The sequence below is a fragment of the Enterobacter sp. N18-03635 genome (genome assembly GCF_004006055.1).
In the GTDB taxonomy this organism is placed as follows: Bacteria; Pseudomonadota; Gammaproteobacteria; order Enterobacterales; family Enterobacteriaceae; genus Enterobacter; species Enterobacter vonholyi.
Genome location: NZ_CP034769.1, coordinates 4,045,908 through 4,064,395, shown reverse-complemented (window position 1 = coordinate 4,064,395; position 18,488 = coordinate 4,045,908). Strand labels below are relative to the sequence as shown.

The window sequence follows — 18,488 nt, the reverse complement described above, 5'->3', positions numbered from 1 at the left end:
GGCCGCAATTTGGTTGAGTAAATTCCTGACTTTGCGGCGCATTATCCAGCGCGGACTATGCTTTTGCATACGGTTCACAAAATAGTGGGAAACTATGTCCAGATTCTTCTTTAACGATCGCAAACAGCTGGTCAACGATGCCATTGAAGGCATACTGCTTTCTGCACCACACGCTAATCTCGTCAAGCTTGATATCGATCCGGCCATCAGGATCGTCGCACGCGGCGACTGGGACAAAAGCCGCGTGGCGGTGATCTCCGGCGGCGGCTCAGGCCACGAACCCGCGCACGCCGGGTTTGTCGGCAAAGGGATGCTGACGGCGGCAGTGTGTGGTGATCTTTTTGCTTCGCCGAGCGTGGATGCGGTGCTGAATGCCATTGTGGCGGTCACGGGCGACCGGGGCTGTCTGCTGATCGTAAAAAACTACACCGGCGATCGCCTGAACTTTGGTCTGGCGGCGGAAAAGGCTAAACGTTACGGTCTTAAGGTGGAGATGGTGATCGTGGCGGACGATATCGCGCTGCCGGATAACAAGCAGCCGCGCGGTATTGCCGGTACGGCACTGGTGCACAAGATTGCGGGCTATGCGGCGGAGCAGGGGAAATCGCTGAGCGAGGTGCGGGATATTGCGCAACAGGCCTGCGATAACCTCTGGAGCCTGGGCGTGGCGATGCAAACGTGCAACCTGCCGGGCAGCGACGATGAAGAGGGGCGGATTAAACAAGGCCATGTCGAGCTGGGCCTGGGCATTCACGGCGAGCCCGGGGCTTCCGTGGTGGATACGCAAAACAGCAAAGCCATTATCGACACCCTGGTGACGCCGTTACGCGCGCAGGCGGGCGAGGGGCGTTTTGCGGTATTGATTAACAATCTTGGCGGCGTATCGGCGCTGGAGATGGCGCTGCTGACCAAAGAGCTGGCGCACTCGGCGCTGAAAGAGAACATCGCGTACCTGATTGGCCCAGCGCCGCTGGTCAGCGCGCTGGATATGAAAGGCTTTTCGCTGACGCTGCTGAAGCTCACTGATTTCTTCGAAAAGGCGATTTACGCCGATGTCGAGACGCTGGGCTGGCAGAAGCCCGTGGCGTTTGCGCCACTGCGTACCGTTGAGCACAGCGCCATTCATGATCGAGTGGAATATACCTCATCGGACAATCCGCAGGTAGGAGCGTGTGTCTTCTCAGTGACAAAAACGCTGATCCAGCTGGAAAACCGCCTGAACGCGCTGGATGCGAAAGTGGGTGATGGCGATACCGGCTCCACCTTTGCGCAAGGGGCGCGGGATATTGCGCAGCGACTGGAGGAGAACACGCTCCCGCTTAATGATGTGTCTAAGCTGCTGCTGCTGGTTGGCGAGCGGCTGGCGACGGTGATGGGCGGGTCGAGCGGGGTGCTGATGTCGATCTTCTTCACTGCGGCCGGGCAAAAGCTTCACGATGGTCAGCCACTCCCTGAGGCCTTGCTCAGCGGACTGGCGCAGATGAAGCAGTACGGTGGGGCAGATCTCGGCGATCGCACGCTGATCGACGCGCTGCAACCGGCGCTGGAGGCGTTGCTGAAGGGAGATATCGAGGCAGCGGCGAAGGCAGCACAGCACGGTGCCGAAGCAACGGCGAAAATGGCGAAAGCCGGCGCGGGACGCTCGTCGTATGTCAATAAAGAGAACCTGGATGGGGTAATGGATCCGGGAGCGGTCGCGGTAGCGGAAGTATTTAACGTATTGGCGCAGCAGTGAAAGTAGGCCGGGTAAGGCGAAGCCGCCACCCGGCAAACTCACATCAGAAATCCGCTTTCAGCACCACGCGGTAGCGGGCTTTACCGTCGCGCACGTGCTGGATCGCTTCGTTGATTTTCGACATTGGATACAGTTCGGTGGTCGGCGCCACTTTGGTGCGTCCGGCGAATTTCATCAGTTTGCGCAGCTCGTACGGCGTACCGGTAGCAGAACCGGATATGCTGCGATCCCCACCGATCAGGGTAAACGCCGGAACCGGCAGCGGCTTCATCACCGCACCCACGGTGTGGAAGTTACCGCCGTAGGCCAGCGCTTCAAAGTACGGCTGCCAGTCGAGATCCACGTTAACGGTGTTGATGATCAGATCAAACTGGCCCGCCAGCGCGTTCAGCGCCTGCGGATCGCGGCTATTCACCACTTTATCCGCCCCCATCGCCAGCACTTCTTTCTCTTTGGCCGGGTTCGAGCTGAACGCCGTGACTTCACAGCCCATCGCGTGCAGCAGCTTAATGGCAATATGCCCCAGTCCGCCGATACCAATGACGCCGACGCGGCTGGTAGCGGTGATATGGTGCATCAGCAGCGGTTTGAAGACGGTGATACCGCCGCACAGCAGCGGACCGGCGGATTCGATATCAATGCTGTCCGGCAGCGGGATGACCCATTGCCAGTCGGCGCGCAGTTTATCGGCAAAACCACCTTTGTTGAGAATGGTGGGAACGGCGCCTTCGAGGCAGTTGATTTGATTGCCGCTGATACAGGCATCGCAGTGACCACAGCTGCGTGCCGTCCAGCCAATGCCCACGCGCTGGCCCACTTTCAGCCCTTTGTCCTGCGCGGCGCTACCGAGCGCCACGACGCGGCCAATGACTTCGTGTCCGGCAACCAGCGGATAGCTGGAGAAGCCCCATTCGTTGTCGATCATCGAGAGATCCGAGTGGCAGATCCCGCAGTAATCAACCTGTACTTCGACGTCTTCTGCTTTTAGTTCGCCCGCATCGTACTCGTACAGCTCAAGTTCTGCACCCGCCTGCGGTGCGGCGTAGCTTTTTATCTTCGACATCGTGTTTCCCCCGTTGTGGTGTGAACTGAGAGTGTAGAGCATTCAGTTTACAGCCGCTTAACAGAAGAGGGCAGGAACGAAAGTTACAGACTTTTCAGCATTCTGACTTCGCAATCAACGTGGCCGGTACAGCCCAGCGGCGCATCGATATGCTCAAAGCCCAGATGTTCATACAGGCCGATGGCCTCTTTGAGGAAGGCGGTCGTTTCAAGGTAGCAGCGGGTAAAACCCTGCTTGCGCGCATGATCCAGAGCAATCAGCGCCAGCTTTTTCGCCAGTCCTTGCCCGCGCGCCGTTGGCAGGAAATACATTTTCTGCAGCTCGCAGATATCCGGCTCGCTGCAGCTGAGGGGCGCCACGCCGCCGCCTCCGACAACCTGGCCGTTCTGCTCGATTACCCAGTAGGCGTGCCCTGGCTGGCTGTAGAGCTGGTAAAGCGCGTCCAGGTTCGGGTCGGCAACCGTGTAGCCTTTGTCAGCCGTCAGGCCATATTCGGCAGAAACGGTGCGGATAACGGCGGCGATAGCCGGGTTATCCTGCTCAGCGATCCGGCGCATCGTCGTCGCGACGGGGGTAATCACGCTCATAGCATTACTCATTACAAAAATTGACACATAACTGCTGTTAATAGCACCGCAGAAAGGGGAGTGCAAGCGAGGAGTTTTCAGGAAGGATACCCCTTACGCTCTGAAGCGTAAGGGGTAAAAGCATTACAGGGCAGCGATAACCGCCTGCTGCTCAATCAGCTTGGTCTTCGCATCGGCGAAGGCAACCAGACGCTCACGCTCTTTCGCGATGACCGCTTCCGGCGCGCGGGCGACAAAGCCTTCGTTCGCCAGCTTGCTTTCGATTTTGCCAATTTCCACGTCGACTTTCGCCACTTCTTTCGCCAGACGAGCCAGCTCGGCGTCTTTGTCGATCAGACCCGCCATCGGGATCAGCAGCTCGGCGCCGTCGATGATTTTGGTCACGGAAACCGGACCTTTGTCATCCGCAGGCAGCACGGTGATGCTTTCCAGACGCGCCATGGTTTTCAGGAAGGTGTTGTTCTCTGTGACGCGACGAACGGCAGCTTCGCTGCAGCCACGAAGCAGCAGCTCCAGCGGTTTGCCAGGGGCAATGTTCATTTCAGCACGGATGTTACGTACTGCAACGATCGCCTGCTTCAGCCACTCGGTATCCGCTGATGCCGCTTCATCGACTTTCGCCGCATCGAATTCCGGGAACGGCTGCAGCATGATGGTATCTGCGTTGATGCCAGCAATCACCTTCACGCGCTGCCAGATGGTCTCGGTGATGAATGGAATAACCGGGTGCGCCAGGCGCAGCAGGCCTTCCAGAACGGTAATCAGCGTGTTGCGCGTGCCGCGCAGTTCCGCTTCAGTGCCGCCGTTCATGACCGGCTTCGCCAGCTCCAGATACCAGTCGCAGAACTGGTTCCAGGTGAATTCATACAGGATGCCCGCCGCGATGTCGAAGCGGTAGCTGTCCAGCGCCTCGCGGAACGCTTTCACCGTCTGGTTGAATTCCGCCAGGATCCAGCGGTCAGCCAGAGACAGCGTCATTTCGCCACCGTTGAAGCCACAATCCTGATCTTCGGTGTTCATCAGCACGAAGCGGCTGGCGTTCCACAGCTTGTTACAGAAGTTACGGTAACCTTCCAGACGCTTCATGTCCCAGTTGATGTCACGGCCGGTAGAGGCCAGCGCCGCCAGGGTGAAGCGCAGGGCGTCGGTACCGTGAGACTCAATCCCGTTCGGGAACTGCTTCTCGGTGCGCTTGCGGATTTTCTCAGCCAGCTGCGGCTGCATCATGTTGCCGGTGCGTTTTTCCAGCAGATCTTCCAGAGAGATACCGTCAACCATGTCCAGCGGGTCAATGACGTTACCCTTGGATTTGGACATCTTCTGGCCTTCGTCGTCGCGGATCAGACCGGTCATGTAGACGGTATGGAACGGAACCTGCGGCTTGCCGTCTTCGTCTTTGATGAAGTGCATGGTCATCATGATCATGCGGGCAATCCAGAAGAAGATGATGTCGAAACCGGACACCATCACGCTGGTTGGATGGAACTGACGCAGCGCGTCGGTGTTTTCTGGCCAGCCGAGGGTGGAGAAAGTCCACAGCGCGGAGGAGAACCAGGTGTCCAGCACGTCTTCGTCCTGACGCAGCGCAACGTCTGCGCTCAGATTGTTTTCCTGACGCACTTCGTCTTCGCTACGGCCAACGTAGACGTTGCCTTCATTGTCGTACCATGCCGGGATACGGTGACCCCACCACAGCTGACGAGAGATACACCAGTCCTGAATATCGCGCATCCAGGAGAAGTACATGTTTTCGTACTGCTTCGGCACGAACTGAATGCTGCCGTTCTCAACCGCTTCAACAGCCGGTTTCGCCAGCACGTCGGCACGCACGTACCACTGGTCGGTCAGCATTGGCTCGATTACCACGCCACCACGGTCGCCGTACGGCACGGTCAGGTCGTGAGGCTTGATCTCTTCCAGCAGGCCCAGTGCGTCAACGGCAGCCACGATCGCTTTACGCGCGGCAAAACGTTCCAGCTTCTGGAACTCCGCCGGGATGTCGCTGGAATAAACGTCGGATTCGTTGCCTTTGGTGTCGTACACTTCTGCGCTTTCGCGGATATCGCCGTCGAAGGTCAGAATGTTGATCATCGGCAGGGCGTGACGACGACCCACTTCATAGTCATTGAAGTCGTGCGCCGGGGTAATTTTCACGCAGCCGGTGCCTTTTTCCATGTCGGCGTGTTCGTCGCCCACAATCGGAATACGGCGGTTTACCAGCGGCAGCACCACGAATTTGCCGATCAAATCTTTATAACGCGGATCTTCTGGGTTAACGGCCACGCCGGTATCGCCCAGCAGGGTTTCCGGACGGGTGGTCGCGACCACCAGGTAATCTTTGCCGTCGGCGGTTTTTGCACCGTCGGCCAGCGGATAGCGGATGTGCCACATGGAGCCTTTAGACTCGCGGTTTTCCACTTCCAGGTCAGAGATGGCGGTGCGCAGTTTCGGATCCCAGTTTACCAGGCGTTTGCCGCGGTAAATCAGGTCTTCTTTATACAGGCGAACGAAGACTTCTTTAACGGCATTGGACAGGCCTTCATCCATGGTGAAGCGCTCGCGCTCCCAGTCCACAGAGTTGCCGAGACGACGCATCTGACGGGTAATGGTGCCGCCAGATTCCGCTTTCCACTGCCAGATTTTGTCGATAAAAGCGTCGCGACCGTAGTCGTGGCGGGTTTTTCCTTCTTCAGCGGCAATTTTACGCTCAACCACCATCTGGGTCGCGATACCCGCGTGGTCAGTCCCCGCCTGCCACAGGGTGTTTTTGCCCTGCATGCGCTGGTAACGGATCATGGTGTCCATGATGGTCTGCTGGAAAGCATGACCCATATGCAAACTGCCGGTGACGTTCGGCGGCGGGATCATGATGCAGAAGGACTCTTTGCTTTCGTCGCCGTTAGGCTTGAAATAGCCCTGCTGTTCCCAGTGCTCGTAAAGCGGCTGTTCGATATCGCGTGGGTTATATGTCTTTTCCATTATTTCCAGGTTGCCGTATTCAGGTTAAAACCAGCCAGGCGGTACGCTTTGTAGCGTTCGCGCGCCAGTTGTTTCAAAGATTCTTCGTAAGGGACAAAGTCTACCACTTCTGTGAAAGCGGTGGCAAAATCTGCAAAATCTATCCGCAGGCTAATCAGAATGTCGCGCGCGCTGCTGTTGCGCTTTTGCGGCCAGGCAATTTCAACCGGTGCCCCGCCGCGCGGACCTTCGCCTGACAGGTTATGCGGAACAAAACTCTCCGGCGGGCGGGCCCACAGCGCTTCATCGAGACGAATCGCCTGCTGCTCATCTTCACAGGCTATCAACACGCGTTTGCCTGCGCGCCAACGTTCTGCGGCAATTTCACACACCAGCTGTTCGACGGCGCTGAGGCCATCCTGATGGGTGTCGTTGTCCAGAAGGTAGAACGTTGCATTCTTCATATATGGGGCTTCTTGTGCTCACTTTAAATGCTTAAGCCGGGCGGCGGCTTCGCCTTACCCGGCCTACGGTTTACTGCCGTTTTGACTTACTCGTCGCCGTTAAAACCCGCACGATTGAGCAGGAACTGCGACAACAGCGCTACCGGGCGACCGGTTGCGCCTTTGGCCTTGCCGGAGCGCCACGCGGTGCCCGCGATATCCAGGTGCGCCCAGTTGTACTTGCGGGTGAAGCGCGCCAGGAAGCAGCCCGCGGTGATCGCCCCGCCAGGACGTCCGCCGATGTTCGCCATATCCGCAAAGTTAGACTCCAGCTGATCCTGATATTCGTCACCCAGCGGTAGACGCCATGCGCGGTCCCCGGCCTGCTCTGACGCACCAATCAGCTCGTGCGCCAGCGGATTGTGGTTCGACATCAGGCCGGTAATGTGATGGCCCAGCGCAATCACACAGGCTCCGGTGAGCGTGGCGACGTCAATCACCGCTTCCGGCTCGAAGCGCTCAACGTAGGTCAACACGTCACAGAGTACCAGACGGCCTTCGGCGTCGGTATTCAGCACTTCAACGGTCTGGCCGGACATGGTGGTCAGAACGTCCCCCGGACGATAGGCGCGGCCGCCAGGCATATTTTCGCAGCCCGCCAGAACGCCGATCACGTTGATAGGCAACTGAAGTTCCGCAACCATCCGCATCACGCCGTAAACCGCCGCCGCACCGCACATGTCGTACTTCATCTCATCCATGCCTTCGGCAGGCTTGATGGAGATACCGCCGGAGTCGAAGGTCAGGCCTTTACCGACGAGCACAATCGGGCGTGCGTCTTCGGACGGGTTGCCTTTGTACTCAATGACCGACATCAGGGATTCGTTTTGCGAGCCGTTACCGACCGCCAGATAAGAGTGCATCCCCAGCTCTTTCATCTGCTGTTCGCCGATGACGCGGGTAATGACGTTTTTGCTGTAGGCGTCGGCCAGCTGACGCGCCTGAGAAGCCAGGTAAGCCGCGTTACAGATGTTCGGCGGCATGTTGCCGAGATCTTTAGCCGCTTTAATGCCGGCTGCAATGGCCAGACCGTGTTGAATGGCGCGTTCACCGCTGGTCAGTTCACGACGGGTTGGCACGTTAAAGACCATTTTACGCAGCGGACGACGCGGCTCGCTTTTATTGGTTTTCAGCTGATCGAAGCTGTACAGGCTCTCTTTTGCCGTTTCAACCGCCTGACGCACTTTCCAGTAGGTGTTACGCCCTTTGACGTGCAGCTCGGTCAGGAAGCAGACGGCTTCCATTGAGCCAGTATCATTCAGCGTATTGATTGTTTTCTGAATCACCTGCTTATACTGACGTTCATCCAGCTCGCGTTCTTTGCCGCAGCCAATCAGCAGAATACGTTCTGACAGTACGTTCGGAACATGGTGCAGTAACAGCGTCTGCCCAGGTTTGCCTTCCAGTTCGCCACGGCGCAGCAGGGCGCTAATATAGCCGTCACTGATTTTATCGAGTTGCTCGGCGATCGGGGAGAGTCGGCGTGGTTCAAAGACGCCCACAACGATGCAGGCACTCCGCTGTTTCTCCGGGCTACCGCTTTTTACACTGAACTCCATGCACTACGCTCCTGAATCTTAAAGACAACGGCGGCAGCTACGGATAGAATTGAAACCTTTCGTAACTCATGTCCGCTGTTGTGGTGACTTCGTGTTAATCTTACGTTACTACGGTTTCGACACGTCAGAAACAATCCTGAAGCGTGAATCCGCCGGATGTTTTAATCTTAGCGATGATTTCGACGACTCAAGAGAATAAATGACGTTTAAGCCATGAAACAAGCGATTTTCCAGCAAAGAGACGGGTTTTTACGGGCGTATTTAAAGTGATAATCATAAGATATCTGGTGCGGGAGACGCTCAAAAGCCAACTGGCGATCCTTTTCATCCTGCTGCTGATTTTTTTCTGTCAGAAGCTGGTTAAGATCCTCGGTGCGGCCGTTGACGGCGAAATTCCAACAAATCTGGTACTTTCCCTGCTTGGTTTAGGGATCCCGGAAATGGCGCAGCTTATCCTGCCGCTAAGTCTTTTCCTTGGCCTTCTCATGACGCTTGGGAAACTCTACACCGAGAGTGAAATCACGGTGATGCACGCCTGCGGCCTGAGCAAAGCGGTGCTGGTGAAAGCCGCCATGATACTGGCGCTGTTCACGGGTATCGTTGCGGCGGTGAATGTGATGTGGGCGGGGCCCATGTCTTCCCGCCATCAGGACGAAGTGCTGGCCGAAGCGAAAGCCAACCCCGGCATGGCGGCGTTAGCCCAGGGGCAGTTCCAGCAGGCAACCGACGGAAACTCAGTGCTGTTTATTGAGAGCGTTGACGGCAGTAAATTCAACGACGTCTTCCTTGCGCAGCTGCGTCCCAAAGGAAACGCGCGTCCTTCAGTGGTGGTTGCAGACTCCGGTCAGCTTGCTCAGCGCAAAGATGGTTCACAGGTCGTGACGCTGAACAAAGGTACCCGTTTCGAAGGCACCGCGATGCTGCGCGACTTCCGTATTACGGATTTCCAGAACTATCAGGCCATTATCGGCCATCAGACCGTGGCGCTCGATCCAACGGATACCGAGCAAATGGACATGCGTACCCTCTGGAATACCGATACTGACCGGGCGCGCGCTGAGTTCCACTGGCGTATCACGCTCGTCTTCACCGTGTTTATGATGGCGCTGATTGTCGTTCCGCTGAGTGTGGTGAACCCGCGTCAGGGGCGCGTGCTCTCTATGCTGCCGGCGATGCTGCTTTACCTGATCTATTTCCTGCTGCAAACCTCGATTCGTTCCAACGGCGCGAAGGGTAAGCTGGACCCTATGGTCTGGACATGGTTCGTCAACAGCCTGTACATCTTACTGGCGCTGGGGTTAAACCTGTGGGATACGGTGCCTGTGCGCCGTATACGTGCCCGATTCTCGCGTAAAGGAGCCATCTAATGCAGGCGTTTGGCGTTCTTGATCGCTATATCGGTAAAACCATTTTTACCACCATCATGATGACGTTGTTCATGCTGGTGTCGCTCTCCGGCATTATCAAATTTGTCGATCAGCTGAAAAAAGCCGGGCAGGGGAGCTATGACGCGCTGGGCGCGGGGATGTATACCCTGCTCAGCGTGCCGAAAGATGTGCAGATCTTCTTCCCGATGGCGGCCCTGCTGGGTGCGCTGCTGGGGCTGGGAATGCTGGCGCAGCGCAGCGAGCTGGTCGTAATGCAGGCCTCGGGTTTTACCCGCATGCAGGTTGCGCTGTCGGTGATGAAAACCGCAATCCCACTGGTGCTGTTGACCATGGCGATTGGCGAATGGGTTGCGCCTCAGGGTGAACAGATGGCGCGTAACTACCGTGCTCAGGCCATGTACGGTGGTTCACTGCTCTCGACTCAGCAAGGTTTATGGGCTAAAGACGGTAAAAACTTCGTCTACATCGAACGGGTGAAGGGGAATGATGAACTGGGCGGGGTGAGCATCTACGCTTTCGATGACCAGCGCCGTCTGCAGTCCGTTCGCCACGCCTCTTCGGCGAAATTTGACGCCGAACATAAGCAGTGGCGGTTGTCCCAGGTTGATGAATCCGACCTGACCGATCCGAAACAGATTACGGGTTCTCAGACGGTAACCGGCACGTGGAAGACCAACCTGACGCCTGACAAGCTCGGTGTTGTTGCCTTGGATCCTGACGCGCTCTCTATCAGCGGTCTGCACAACTATGTGAAATATCTGAAGTCGAGCGGACAGGATGCGGGACGTTATCAGCTCAACATGTGGAGCAAAATCTTCCAGCCAATGTCCGTGGCGGTAATGATGCTGATGGCGCTGTCGTTTATCTTCGGTCCGTTGCGCAGCGTGCCGATGGGGGTTCGCGTCGTGACCGGCATCAGCTTCGGCTTTGTGTTCTACGTGCTCGATCAGATCTTCGGTCCGCTGACGCTGGTTTATGGCATTCCGCCGATAATTGGTGCGCTGCTGCCAAGCGCCAGCTTCCTCCTGATCAGCCTCTGGCTGATGTTGAAACGCTCCTGAAGGACCTCTCCTCGCTTCCGGTTACCCGGGAGCGAGGCTAATCTCCTGTTTCATCCCGCACTTTTTCTCACAACCTTCAACGTCCCGCCGCGAATTTGAGTATTATTGAGCGATAACGTCGTGAAGGGATCCTCTATGAAGCAAATTCGAATGCTTGCCCAGTATTACGTCGACCTGATGATGAAGCTTGGGCTGGTGCGTTTCTCCATGCTGCTTGCGCTGGCGCTGGTCGTTCTGGCCATTGTCGTGCAAATGGCCGTTACTATGGTTCTGCATGGTCAGGTCGAGAGTATCGACGTCATCCGCTCCATCTTCTTTGGCTTGCTCATTACCCCCTGGGCGGTCTATTTCCTTTCCGTGGTGGTTGAACAGCTGGAAGAGTCCCGTCAGCGTTTGTCTAAGCTGGTCGATAAACTGGAAGAGATGCGTGAGCGCGACCTGAAGCTCAACGTCCAGCTCAAAGACAACATTGCGCAGCTGAATCAGGAGATCTCCGATCGTGAGAAGGCGGAAGCCGAACGTCAGGCCACGCTGGAGCAGCTGAAAATCGAAATGAAAGAGCGCGAGGTCACGCAGATCCAGCTTGAGCAGCAATCCTCTTTCCTGCGGTCGTTCCTCGATGCGTCGCCGGACCTGGTGTTTTACCGCAATGAAGATAAAGAGTTTTCCGGCTGTAACCGGGCGATGGAGTTACTCACCGGGAAAAGCGAGAAGCAGCTGATTCACCTGAAGCCGCAGGACGTTTACTCTGAAGAGGCGGCGGCCAAGGTCATGGAGACCGACGAAAAAGTCTTCCGTCATAACGTCTCGCTGACCTATGAACAGTGGCTGGATTACCCGGACGGACGCAAAGCCTGTTTTGAGATCCGTAAGGTGCCGTACTATGACCGCGTGGGCAAACGCCACGGCCTGATGGGCTTTGGCCGCGATATCACCGAGCGTAAGCGCTATCAGGATGCCCTGGAGCGCGCCAGTCGCGACAAGACCACCTTTATCTCCACCATCAGCCACGAGCTGCGCACGCCGCTTAACGGCATTGTCGGGCTGAGCCGTATTCTGCTGGATACCGACCTGACCGCAGAGCAGGAAAAATACCTCAAGACTATTCATGTCTCAGCGGTCACGCTGGGTAATATCTTCAACGATATTATTGATATGGATAAGATGGAGCGCCGTAAAGTTCAGCTTGATAATCAGCCTGTTGATTTCACCAGCTTCCTTGCCGATCTCGAAAACCTGTCCGGCCTGCAGGCGCAGCAGAAGGGACTGAGTTTTGTCATGGAGCCAACCCTGCCGCTGCCGCATAAAGTGGTGACTGACGGCACGCGTCTGCGCCAGATCCTGTGGAACCTTATCAGCAACGCGGTGAAATTTACCCAGAAGGGGCTGGTGGCGGTGCGCATACGCTATGACGAAGGAGATATGCTGCACTTCGAGGTGGAGGATTCCGGGATTGGTATTCCGCAGGAGGAGCAGGACAAAATCTTTGCCATGTACTACCAGGTGAAGGACAGCAACGGCGGAAAACCGGCGACCGGAACAGGCATTGGCCTGGCGGTCTCTAAACGTCTGGCGAAGAGCATGGGCGGCGATATCACCGTTGCCAGCCAGCCGGGCAAAGGGTCAACCTTCACGCTGACGGTCCATGCGCCGGCGGTGGCGGAAGAGGTAGAAGATACCTTCGAAAATGACGATATGCCGCTGCCTGCCCTGCACGTTCTGCTGGTGGAGGATATTGAGCTGAACGTGATTGTGGCTCGCTCGGTGCTGGAAAAACTGGGCAACAGCGTGGATGTCGCGATGACCGGTAAGGCCGCACTGGAGATGTTTAAACCGGGCGAATACGACCTTGTGCTGCTTGATATCCAGCTGCCGGATATGACCGGGCTGGATATCTCGCGTGAGCTGACGCGTCAGTACGCGGCCGACGAACTGCCGCCGCTGGTGGCGCTGACGGCGAACGTGCTAAAAGATAAAAAAGAGTATCTCGATGCCGGTATGGACGATGTACTCAGTAAGCCGCTGGCGGTGCCTGCTCTGACCGCCATGATTAAGAAGTTCTGGGATACCCGTGATGAAGAGGAGAGCACCATGACGTCTGTTGATAGCGCAAAAGCCCAAACGATACTCGATACCGCGATGCTGGAGCAGTATATCGATCTGGTAGGCCCGAAACTGATTACCGATGGTCTGGCGGTCTTCGAAAAAATGATGCCGGGCTATCTGAGCGTTCTGGAATCAAACCTGACGGCCCGGGACCAGAAAGGCATCGTCGAAGAAGGACATAAAATTAAAGGTGCCGCCGGCTCGGTCGGTTTGCGCCATCTTCAGCAGCTGGGTCAACAGATTCAGTCGCCTGATTTACCTGCATGGGAAGATAACGTGGGTGATTGGGTTGAAGAGATGAAACAAGAGTGGCAAAACGATGTTGCGGTGCTTAAAGCCTGGGTCGACGCCAGAAAAAAATGACCCCGGCTTAACCGGGGTGCGCGAATACTGCGCCAACACCAGGGAAATCGTGGCTGCGCCTGTTTTTTTAAAGTTATTTTCGAAAGGGCGCTGCCTGAAAAATTTAGGCCGCACGCAGATAAGATAGCAAATCTTAAATGATTTGTTACATGAATCAGTGAAATGTGTGAAGCATAGCGTTTTAATCAAAATTATTAATGTGCTTCAGCAAGTTGCAGAAAAGGATTGTCATGATGAAAAAGATTGGTGTCGTGCTGAGCGGATGCGGTGTTTACGATGGTTCTGAGATACATGAAGCCGTAATCACGCTGCTGGCCCTGGCTAAGCAGGGAGCGGAGGTTATTTGTTTTGCGCCAGACAAAAATCAGTCGGATGTGATCAATCATCTGACCGGTGAGCCGATGCCGGAAACCCGTAATGTGCTGGTTGAAGCCGCGCGTATTGCGCGAGGTGATATCCATCCTCTTATTCAGGCAGACCCTGCAGAGCTTGATGCGCTCATTGTGCCGGGTGGGTTTGGCGCGGCCAAAAATCTCAGTACCTTTGCCGAGCAGGGCGCGGAGTGTCAGATCGATCCTCATCTCAAAGCGCTGTCGCAGGCCATGCATGCGGCAGGGAAACCGCTGGGCTTTATCTGTATCGCACCGGCGATGTTGCCCAGGATTTTTGATTTCCCGCTGCGCCTGACCATCGGGACGGATATTGATACCGCGGAAATCGTAGAGGAAATGGGGGGCGAACACGTTCCGTGCCCGGTGGATGACATTGTGGTTGATGAAGATAACAAAATAGTCACCACGCCTGCGTATATGCTGGCGCAGAATATTGCAGAAGCGGCTATGGGGATCGAAAAGCTGGTCGCCCGAGTGCTGGTGCTGGCTGAATGAGTCGTCAATCCGGTGCTGGCGCGTGGGTAAAACGTATCCTGTTGCGCATCGTTCTGGTGCTGGCGGTGTTTTGGGGCGGTGGACTCGCCCTGTTCAGCATTATGCCGGTCCCGTTCTCCGCTGTGATGGTTGAGCGTCAGCTCGGCGCGTGGCTCAGCGGTGATTTCGGCTATGTTGCCCATTCTGACTGGGTGAGCATGGACGAGATCTCGCCGTTCATGGGGCTGGCGGTCATCGCAGCGGAGGATCAGAAATTCCCGGAGCACTGGGGATTCGACGTTGCGGCCATTGAGAAGGCGCTAGCCCATAATGAACGCCATGAAAACCGCGTGCGCGGTGCGTCAACCTTGTCGCAGCAGACGGCCAAAAATCTGTTTCTGTGGGACGGCCGCAGCTGGGTGCGAAAGGGGCTGGAAGCGGGGTTGACCCTGGGGATGGAAACGGTCTGGAGCAAAAAACGCATTCTGACCGTGTATCTCAACGTTGCCGAGTTTGGTGACGGGGTATTTGGTGTCGAAGCTGCATCTCAACGCTATTTTAATAAACCCGCCAGCAAGCTGAGCATGTCGGAGGCGGCGCTGCTCGCGGCTGTTCTGCCTAATCCCATCCGTTTTAAAGCCAGTGCCCCGTCAGGGTACGTGCGTAGCCGTCAGGCGTGGATCATGCGCCAGATGCGTCAGTTGGGAGGGGAAGGGTTTATGGAGAGCAATAAATTAATGTAGGGCGGGTAAGCGCAGCGCTACCCGCCTTAATAGCTGACCTTAATCTTCGTCAAACCCTGCATTAAACAGCGCAATCACAGCTGCCAACGCTTCCTCTTCCTGAGGTCCGGTGGCTTCGACTTCAATCTGGCGCCCTTTGGCGGAATCCAGCATCAGCAGCGCGATCACGCTGTTCGCTTCCGCTTCGGTGCCTTCGTCATTTCGCAGCAGAACCTCTGCATCGAAACCCTGCATCAGCTCAAACAGCTTCATCGCCGGGCGTGCATGCATGCCCAGCTTATTGGTGATCTCAACGGTCTGTTTTACGGTCATGTTTTACGTTTTTCCAGCGTGCGATGACGGGACTGAACGTTCTTACCGCGCGAGCGGAAATAGTCGGCCAGCTGTTCGGCGATATAAACCGAACGATGTTTACCACCGGTACAGCCAATCGCTACCGTCAGGTAGCTACGATTGTTTGTCTCCAGCATAGGTAACCATAGCTCAAGGTAGCTTCGCGTCTGGTAGATAAAATTGTGTACTTCTGTGTGCCGGTCGAGGAAGGCCGCGACGGGTTTGTCCAGGCCGGTCATGGGACGCAGCTTCGGATCCCAGTGCGGGTTCGGCAGGAAGCGCACGTCGAAAACATAATCCGCATCAATCGGGATACCGTGCTTGAAGCCAAAGGATTCGAACACCATCGTCAGTTCACGCTCGCGTTTACCCAATAACCGGGTGCGCAGCATTTCTGCCAGCTCGTGAACGGACATCTCAGAGGTGTCGACAATCAGGTCGGCACGAGAACGCAGCGGCTCCAGCAGGTCGCTCTCTTCATCGATAGCACTCTCCAGAGAGAGGTTCTTACTGGAAAGCGGGTGCAAGCGACGGGTATCGCTGTAGCGACGGATTAGCGTATTGCGGTCTGCATCAAGGAACAGCAGCTGAGGCGAGAACGTGTCAGGCAGGTTGCTCATTGCCTGTTCGAAGATCTCTGGCGATTCAGGCATGTTACGGACGTCGATACTGACGGCTGCAGAGGTTTGTCTCTCCGCAAGCGTGCGCGCCAGATCGGGCAACAACACGACCGGCAGGTTATCAACGCAGTAAAAACCCATGTCTTCCAGCGCGCGCAGAGCAACGGATTTCCCCGACCCTGAACGGCCACTGACAATCATCAGCACCATGTTCCGTTTCTCCTCAGGACAACAGATGTGAAGGCCATCTCCTGGTTATGCATCATCCTGATTGCCTTCTGCTTCAGTGATAATTTGGTAGAGCTCTTCATCACTTTGGGCCGAGCGCAGTCGACGGCAAATGGTTTTATCGGCCAGACGTTTTGCGACCAGCGACAGCGTATGCAGGTGGGTTTTCGTCTGATCGGCAGGCACCAGCAGCGCGAAAAGGAGATCGACGGGCTGGTTATCAATGGCATCGAAGGCGATGGGTGTTTCAAGCTGCACAAACACACCAACGGCACGCAGGGTATCCTCTTCCAGTTTGCCGTGTGGGATCGCGATGCCGTTGCCGATACCGGTACTGCCCATTTTTTCACGGGTCAGAATCGCTTCGAACACCACCTGCGGCGGCAGGCCCAGCTGTTTAGCAGCCAGTTCACTGATGATCTCCAGCGCACGTTTTTTGCTCTGGCAGTGAACCGCACTGCGGGTACATTCCTGGTTAAGGACATTGCTCAGTTGAAGAGCGGAATCGTTGTTCATCATAATTTCACCTAAGCGCTAACTGTACAAATGGCCTGTTGTGTTTCACAACAGGCCGTCCTGCACCCGTTAACTGCCCGGACAATTAGTGTTGTTTCAGTTTATCTTTATGTTTATTGAGCTGTCGCGCAAGCTTATCAATCAAGCCGTCGATAGCAGCGTACATGTCTTGCCCTTCCGCACTGGCATGCAGTTCACCCCCGTTAACATGCAGGGTGGCATCCGAGATATGAGTCACTTTCTCCACTTTCAACACAATATAGACCTGATTGATCCTTTCGAAATACTGCTCGAGTTTTGCAAACTTCGCGTTCACGAATTCGCGTAAAGCCTCAGTAATTTCGACGTTTTGTCCAGTGATGTTGAGCTGCATAGTGTCTTCCTTATCGGTTGTGTCAGACCAGCTGTTTACGCTGGTTGGACGGCGGAATGGATAAAGACTCTCGATACTTCGCAACAGTACGACGTGCCACCATAATACCCTGATCGGACAGCATGGTGGTTAACTTACTGTCGCTTAGCGGCTTCGCGGGGTTCTCCGCGGCGATCAACTTCTTCACCAGGGCACGAATGGCCGTTGACGACGCTTCGCCGCCGCCCTCGGTATTCACATGGCTGGAGAAGAAATACTTAAGCTCAAAAATACCGCGTGGACTATGCAGATACTTCTGCGTGGTGACACGGGAAATGGTTGATTCATGCATCTCGACGGCCTGGGCGATATCCGCCAGCACCATCGGTTTCATATACTCTTCGCCCTGCTCAAAGAAAGCCTGCTGCTGTTCGACAATACAGCGGCTGACGCGTAGCAGCGTATCATTTCGGCTCTCAAGACTTTTGATCAGCCATCGCGCTTCCTGAAGATTGCTACGAATATATTGATTGTCGGAGTCGTTACGCACGCTGGTGCACATGGAGGCATACTGCTGGTTGATTTGCAGGCGAGGGATGCTGTCTGAATTCAGTTCAACGACCCAGCGGCCATTGTGTTTTCTGACCAGCACGTCCGGAATAACGTACTCAGGCTCGCTGGTCTGGATTGACTGTCCCGGGCGTGGATCGAGTGACTGGATCAGATTCACCGCTTCTTTCAGCACATCTTCTTTCAGGCGCGTGACGCGCATCAGGGTGCGGAAATCGTGGTTCGCCAGCAGATCCAGGTGATCGCTGATAATCACGCGCGCCTCGTCGAGCCATGGCGTCTCTTTGCTGAACTGAGAAAGCTGGATTAGCAGGCAGTCGCGCAGATCTTTTGCGGCTACGCCTACCGGATCGAAACGCTGGATGCGCTTCAGAACGGCTTCAACTTCCTCAAGCTCTATCTCTTCGTCGCCCATGCTTTCCAGAATATCGTCAAGCGTGACGGTCAAATAGCCGGTGTCGTCAACGGCATCGACAATTGAGGTGGCAATCGCGCGGTCGGTATCGGAGAAGGGAGTGAGTTCCACCTGCCACATCAGGTAATCCTGCAGCGACTGGGTGGTTTCTCCCTGATAGACCGGTAGCTCATCATCCTGGTAGTCCGCACGCGTACCGGAAGGCGTTCCGGCGGTGTAGATTTCATCCCAGCTGGCATCCAGCGGAAGCTCGTCGGGCATCTCTTTTTGTTCGAGTGCGTCGGCGGTATCAAGCGCTTCAGTGTCCTGTGACTGCTGAGTATCTACCTCGTCATGAAGATCGGTTTGTTCCAGCAGGGGGTTGCTGTCCAGCGCCTGCTGGAGCTCCTGCTGAAGTTCTAACGTGGACAGTTGCAACAGGCGAATTGCCTGCTGTAGCTGCGGCGTCATCGCCAGTTGTTGGCTGAGCCTTAATTGCAAACCTTGCTTCATGTTCAGAGCATTTTTCTCCGGTTCGGCGTT

16 protein-coding genes are annotated in these 18,488 nt (G+C 55.8%); 6 read left to right on the top strand and 10 right to left on the bottom strand.

Annotated elements, in window-relative coordinates; genetic code table 11:
- Positions 1–94: 94 nt before the first annotated feature.
- Positions 95–1,735 (top strand): dihydroxyacetone kinase subunit DhaK, encoded by a 1,641-nt coding sequence (locus tag ELK40_RS20225; RefSeq protein ID WP_127732420.1) that lies wholly within the window; start codon positions 95–97, stop codon positions 1,733–1,735.
- Between the two features lie 43 nt (positions 1,736–1,778).
- Here ELK40_RS20225 and ELK40_RS20220 read toward each other — a convergent pair whose 3' ends face one another.
- The 5 genes from ELK40_RS20220 to pepA form a co-directional block, all read right to left on the bottom strand.
- Positions 1,779–2,798, bottom strand: coding sequence for an NAD(P)-dependent alcohol dehydrogenase (locus tag ELK40_RS20220; RefSeq protein WP_021242270.1), 1,020 nt, complete (start codon positions 2,796–2,798; stop codon positions 1,779–1,781).
- 83 nt (positions 2,799–2,881) lie between these two features.
- Entirely contained in the window at positions 2,882–3,385 is a 504-nt protein-coding gene (locus ELK40_RS20215) for a GNAT family N-acetyltransferase (RefSeq protein ID WP_045403561.1), read from the bottom strand.
- Between the two features lie 123 nt (positions 3,386–3,508).
- Positions 3,509–6,364 carry a valine--tRNA ligase gene (locus ELK40_RS20210; RefSeq protein WP_023309367.1) on the bottom strand — a complete coding sequence of 952 codons (2,856 nt, stop codon included), beginning with the start codon at positions 6,362–6,364 and terminating at the stop codon, positions 3,509–3,511.
- Complete coding sequence (gene holC / locus ELK40_RS20205) at positions 6,364–6,807, bottom strand: DNA polymerase III subunit chi (protein ID WP_008502815.1); 444 nt, start codon at positions 6,805–6,807, stop codon at positions 6,364–6,366. Before holC ends, ELK40_RS20210 begins: the two co-directional genes overlap by 1 nt.
- A gap of 86 nt (positions 6,808–6,893) precedes the next feature.
- Entirely contained in the window at positions 6,894–8,405 is a 1,512-nt protein-coding gene (pepA, locus tag ELK40_RS20200; RefSeq protein WP_023309366.1) for a leucyl aminopeptidase, read from the bottom strand.
- 266 nt (positions 8,406–8,671) lie between these two features.
- On the opposite strand from pepA, the gene lptF reads away from it, so the two are divergent.
- The 5 genes from lptF to mtgA all read left to right on the top strand — a co-directional run bounded on the left by lptF (position 8,672) and on the right by mtgA (position 14,932).
- Positions 8,672–9,772 (top strand): LPS export ABC transporter permease LptF, encoded by a 1,101-nt coding sequence (gene lptF, locus ELK40_RS20190; RefSeq protein ID WP_047650945.1) that lies wholly within the window; start codon positions 8,672–8,674, stop codon positions 9,770–9,772.
- Positions 9,772–10,854 (top strand): LPS export ABC transporter permease LptG, encoded by a 1,083-nt coding sequence (lptG, locus tag ELK40_RS20185; protein WP_115876359.1) that lies wholly within the window; start codon positions 9,772–9,774, stop codon positions 10,852–10,854. Before lptF ends, lptG begins: the two co-directional genes overlap by 1 nt.
- A gap of 135 nt (positions 10,855–10,989) precedes the next feature.
- On the top strand, positions 10,990–13,323 hold the full coding sequence (gene arcB, locus ELK40_RS20180; protein ID WP_127732418.1) for an aerobic respiration two-component sensor histidine kinase ArcB: 2,334 nt from the start codon (positions 10,990–10,992) through the stop codon (positions 13,321–13,323).
- Positions 13,324–13,556: 233 nt separating this feature from the next.
- Positions 13,557–14,210 (top strand): isoprenoid biosynthesis glyoxalase ElbB, encoded by a 654-nt coding sequence (gene elbB, locus ELK40_RS20175; protein ID WP_127732840.1) that lies wholly within the window; start codon positions 13,557–13,559, stop codon positions 14,208–14,210.
- Positions 14,207–14,932: a monofunctional biosynthetic peptidoglycan transglycosylase gene (gene mtgA, locus ELK40_RS20170; RefSeq protein ID WP_127732416.1), complete on the top strand. Its 726-nt coding sequence runs from the start codon at positions 14,207–14,209 to the stop codon at positions 14,930–14,932. The genes elbB and mtgA overlap by 4 nt, the downstream gene beginning before the upstream one ends.
- Positions 14,933–14,971: 39 nt before the next feature.
- Here the strand turns inward: mtgA and npr are convergent, their stop codons facing one another.
- From npr to rpoN, 5 genes are all read right to left on the bottom strand, one after another.
- Positions 14,972–15,244, bottom strand: coding sequence for a PTS phosphocarrier protein NPr (gene npr / locus ELK40_RS20165; RefSeq protein WP_003861872.1), 273 nt, complete (start codon positions 15,242–15,244; stop codon positions 14,972–14,974).
- Positions 15,241–16,095 (bottom strand): RNase adapter RapZ, encoded by an 855-nt coding sequence (gene rapZ, locus ELK40_RS20160; protein ID WP_008501442.1) that lies wholly within the window; start codon positions 16,093–16,095, stop codon positions 15,241–15,243. Before rapZ ends, npr begins: the two co-directional genes overlap by 4 nt.
- A gap of 45 nt (positions 16,096–16,140) precedes the next feature.
- Positions 16,141–16,632, bottom strand: a complete 492-nt coding sequence (gene ptsN, locus ELK40_RS20155; RefSeq protein WP_008501443.1) for a PTS IIA-like nitrogen regulatory protein PtsN — start codon at positions 16,630–16,632, stop codon at positions 16,141–16,143.
- Positions 16,633–16,714: 82 nt separating this feature from the next.
- Positions 16,715–17,002 carry a ribosome hibernation promoting factor gene (gene hpf, locus ELK40_RS20150; RefSeq protein WP_111964975.1) on the bottom strand — a complete coding sequence of 96 codons (288 nt, stop codon included), beginning with the start codon at positions 17,000–17,002 and terminating at the stop codon, positions 16,715–16,717.
- Positions 17,003–17,024: 22 nt separating this feature from the next.
- The gene (gene rpoN / locus ELK40_RS20145) at positions 17,025–18,458 is read right to left on the bottom strand and encodes an RNA polymerase factor sigma-54 (protein ID WP_111964974.1); all 1,434 of its coding nucleotides are present in this window, start codon (positions 18,456–18,458) and stop codon (positions 17,025–17,027) included.
- Positions 18,459–18,488 lie beyond the last annotated feature (30 nt).